The sequence below is a fragment of the Streptomyces tricolor genome (assembly GCF_002155905.1).
Taxonomy (GTDB): domain Bacteria; phylum Actinomycetota; class Actinomycetes; order Streptomycetales; family Streptomycetaceae; genus Streptomyces; species Streptomyces tricolor.
The window spans coordinates 1-3,489 of the sequence record NZ_MUMF01000712.1 but is presented as its reverse complement, the minus strand read 5'-3'; the positions used below and the strand labels follow the sequence as shown (position 1 = coordinate 3,489).

Genomic DNA, 3,489 nt, shown 5'->3' with positions numbered 1-3,489 from the left:
GGCCCGCCGCCCCCTGCCGCCCAACTCGCCACCGTTGCCGCGTCTCTGACACATGGTCAGCAGACCGCACCCCAGACCGGGCCGGGCTTGCGGGCCGGTCCCCCTTCGCGTGACGATCTCGAAGGCCCGGCCGTATCCCGGCCGCGCCCCGGCACACACGCACCCCTGTCCCGGGGGTGTGAAGTCCACGTCTAAGGAGACCCATGCCCGCACGGGGCCTGCTGCACGGCAAGACAGTCCTGATCACCGGAGCGAGCAGCGGCATCGGCGCAGCGGCGGCGGAGCTGTTCGCGCGGGAGGAGGCCCGCGTGGTGCTGGCCGCCCGCCGTGAGGACCGGCTGCTTGCGCTCGTGGACAGGATCGGCGCGGCGGGCGGGCAGGCCGCCGCCGTGGTGGCCGATGTGACCCGCGCCGAGGACATGCACGCCGCCGTGGCGAGGGCGGTGGAGAGGTTCGGCAGCCTGGACGCCGCCTTCAACAACGCGGGGTGGACCTCCACCGGAACCCCCCTGCACCTGATGGACGACGCGGAGTACGACCGCATCATGGACGTCAACGCCCGCGGCGTGTGGAACGCCATGCGGGCACAGATACCCGTGATGCTCGAAAGCGGCGGCGGCTCGATCGTGAACACCTCCAGCGTCGCCGGACTCCGCGCCACCGGCAGCTCCGCCCCCTACATAGCCGCCAAGCACGCCGTCATCGGCCTGAGCCGGGCCGCGGCCGACGAGTACGCGGCCCAGCGCATCCGCGTCAACGCGCTCGCGGTGGGCAGCACCCGCACCGAGCTGATGGACCAGGTGCTCGCCGACACCCCCGCGCTGTGGAAGCCCTTCACCGAGCGTGCCATCCAGCAGCGCCTGGCGGACCCCGTCGAGATCGCCCAGACGGCCGCCTGGCTCTGCTCGGACCGTTCGTCGTTCACCACGGGCGCGGTCATCCCCGCCGACGGAGGATGGACCGCCCGCTAGCCGCACCGCAGCGCCACCCACCGCACGCCACCAGCCAACTTGCCCAGAACGTTCGGGACTTGCCCCGTTCCCGTGCTCGTCGCCCGGCGCTCACCGTATGGTCGGACCGCCCGTCGAGCGGCCGCCGCGGGCCCGCCGCCCGCGGCCACGGGCAGCCAGAGCTGGAGACGGTACGTGAGCAACCTGACTGGCCTCGTCATGACACACCGCAGCCGGGGCGGGGCACGGGGCCGGGCAGAACCCGCACGCTCCGGCGGCCCCTCCTCGCGGGGGCCGGTCGGGGCCGCTACGACCACCAATACGACCGCTACGGCCGCCGGTACGTCCGCCAGCGGGCCGGGCGCGCGCGTGTGCTCCGGCGGCGCGGCGGCGGGCGCCGGCCGGGAGGGACACGCCGCCTCTCCCGGCACCTCCGCGTGCCCGCGCGCCCGGTCCCGCGCACGGGCCGCCTCGCGCGCGCGAGGGCACCGCCTGCGGCGCGCCCCTTCCGGACATGTGCACCCCGGCCCCGCGGGGGAGGGGTCGCCTGTCGTCACGCTCCTCGAGGTCCCGTCATGACGAACACGGAACGAGCCGCGCGGACCCGCGCGAACCTCGTCCTGGCAGCAGCACGCCGCTTCGACCGGCACGGCTACGACGGTACGGCGCTCAACCACATCTGTGCCGGAGCAGGCGTCACGCTCGGGGCCCTCACCTTCCACTTCCGCAGCAAGGCGGCGCTGGCGTCGGCGGTGGTGGACGAGGGCGTCCGCGCGCTGCAGCGCATCCGCACGGCGCGCCCCGACACCGGCCGGCCCCTCCACGACCTGACCGTCCTCGTGCTGCAGGTGGCCGGAGCGCTGCAGCACGACGTTCTGCCGCGGGCTGCCACGCGCCTGGTCGAGGAGGGGCACGTCGACTCGGGCTGGCCCGGGATCTGGCGCGCGGAGGTGCTGCGGCTGCTGGAGAGGGCCTTCGTCACCGGTGACCTGGCCCCGGACGTGCGGCCGGCCGCCGCCGCGCATCTGGTCATGCACGTGGTGGAGGGAGCCGCGCACGAGGCGCGGCGTGCCGAGGCCGGGGGTGTCTGGGTGGCTTCCGACGTCGCCGAGGTCTGGCACGCCGCGCTCGGCGGCCTCGCCGCCCACCCGCGCTGAGCACGTGCGGGCGGTGCGCGCCCGCCGAACGCACGGGCCGCCGAACGCACGGGCCGCCGGGCGGGACTGCCGGCCGCCGGCCGCGGCGGCGCGGGCGCGCGCCCGGCCGGGAAAAATCCGGCCGGGCGTCTTCAGCCCCCTCCAGGAGCAGAGCCTTCTGCTCACGCCGAGCCGGGTCTTCGGCTCACGCGGAGCCGGCGCGGACCTGGGAGTAGGTGAAGGCGGCGGAGACCAGGGTGGTGTGGTGGTGCCAGCCGGGGAAGGACCGGCCTTCGAAGTCCTGGAGTCCGAAGTCCCCGCTCAGGGTGGTGACCACGGTCGCGGCCTGCCGGGGCTGCCGCATCAGCGGCAGCAGGTCGGGCAGCGGCCGGTTCAGCAGGTTCGTCAGCCAGGTCCGTGCCGAGCCGTCGGGGCGGCGCTGGGCCAGCAGCCGCAGCCGGGCGCGTCCGGCGGGGGCGCCGGGAAGGGCCACCGGGAGGGACAGCAGGTGCTGGCGTTCTGCCGCGTCCGCGGTCCCGCGGTCGGTGAGCAGCTGCCGGACGGTGAGCGCCGGCAGGTCGGCCGGCCGTGATGTCACACGCCTGACGTGCACGGTGTCGGGGACTTCGGCCAGGAAGGGCTGCTCGCTGCGTGCCAGGCAGGCGAGGAAGGCCTCGTGGTCGGGCATCCAGGACAGGTCCGCGGTGACGGGGGCCTGCCGGCCGGGGGACCACGACACGGCGCGGCGCAGGAGTTTCGCGGCCTGTGACCACAGGGGCCCGCAGGCGTCGTCGGGCACCCGCACCTTGGAGCGCAGCGGGGAGTCCGCCGCCCATCCGTGGGGGATGTACAGGCTCCAGTCGACCGGCAGCGGGCCGTGCGCGCCCGTGGCCAGCATGACCATGCCGAGCTGGCAGTTGGACACCCGGCCCAGCAGGGGGTCGAATCTGCGGTGGACGCCGGCGGAGTGCCGGCCGCGCTTGGGGATGAAGGCGGGCGCCAGGGTCCAGGCCGTCACCGCCGGGCCGCCCTGCTGCTCCACCCAGCGCAGCAGGCCCTGGCGTGCCGCCAGCCAGTCCCAGGGGCTGGCGTTGACGAACTGGTGCATGGCCTGCGAGGCCGTGGGGGAGTCGGTGACGGATTCCGCCAGCCGCCGTACCGACTTCTTGCCCGGTGTCCGAAGCAGTGCCTCGATGTACAGCTCGGCCCACCTGCGCTGGTCGGCCCGTGGCAGGCAGCCGAAGACCGTTTCGGTGAACGGCCGCAGCCGGGGGGTGTGCCGGGCTTTTCGACGGTGGCCGTCGGTGCACGCTCGTGGCGCCGGCTCGTGCAGCAGTGTCATCGGGACTGTCCCTCCCACACGACGTGGCCGCTGTCCCTGGTTCCTGTGCGGGGCGCCCCGC

The 3,489-nt window shown here is 75.0% G+C and carries 3 protein-coding genes; 2 read left to right on the top strand and 1 reads right to left on the bottom strand.

Annotated elements, in window-relative coordinates; translation table 11 throughout:
• Positions 1 to 203 precede the first annotated feature (203 nt).
• Both CCN44_RS37970 and CCN44_RS37965 read left to right on the top strand, forming a co-directional pair.
• On the top strand, positions 204 to 971 hold the full coding sequence (locus CCN44_RS37970; protein ID WP_086703359.1) for an SDR family NAD(P)-dependent oxidoreductase: 768 nt from the start codon (positions 204 to 206) through the stop codon (positions 969 to 971).
• A 554-nt stretch (positions 972 to 1,525) separates the two neighbouring features.
• On the top strand, positions 1,526 to 2,107 hold the full coding sequence (locus CCN44_RS37965; RefSeq protein WP_079081437.1) for a TetR/AcrR family transcriptional regulator: 582 nt from the start codon (positions 1,526 to 1,528) through the stop codon (positions 2,105 to 2,107).
• A gap of 184 nt (positions 2,108 to 2,291) precedes the next feature.
• On the opposite strand, the gene CCN44_RS37960 is transcribed toward CCN44_RS37965, so the two are convergent.
• The gene (locus CCN44_RS37960) at positions 2,292 to 3,428 is read right to left on the bottom strand and encodes an IS701 family transposase (RefSeq protein ID WP_059256343.1); all 1,137 of its coding nucleotides are present in this window, start codon (positions 3,426 to 3,428) and stop codon (positions 2,292 to 2,294) included.
• Positions 3,429 to 3,489: the final 61 nt, after the last annotated feature.

Coding starts and splice junctions, on each gene's coding strand:
- CCN44_RS37970 (WP_086703359.1), top strand. CDS start 204: ATGCCCGCACGGGGCCTGCTGCACGGCAAGACAGTCCTGATCACCGGA.
- CCN44_RS37965 (WP_079081437.1), top strand. CDS start 1,526: ATGACGAACACGGAACGAGCCGCGCGGACCCGCGCGAACCTCGTCCTG.
- CCN44_RS37960 (WP_059256343.1), bottom strand. CDS start 3,428: ATGACACTGCTGCACGAGCCGGCGCCACGAGCGTGCACCGACGGCCAC.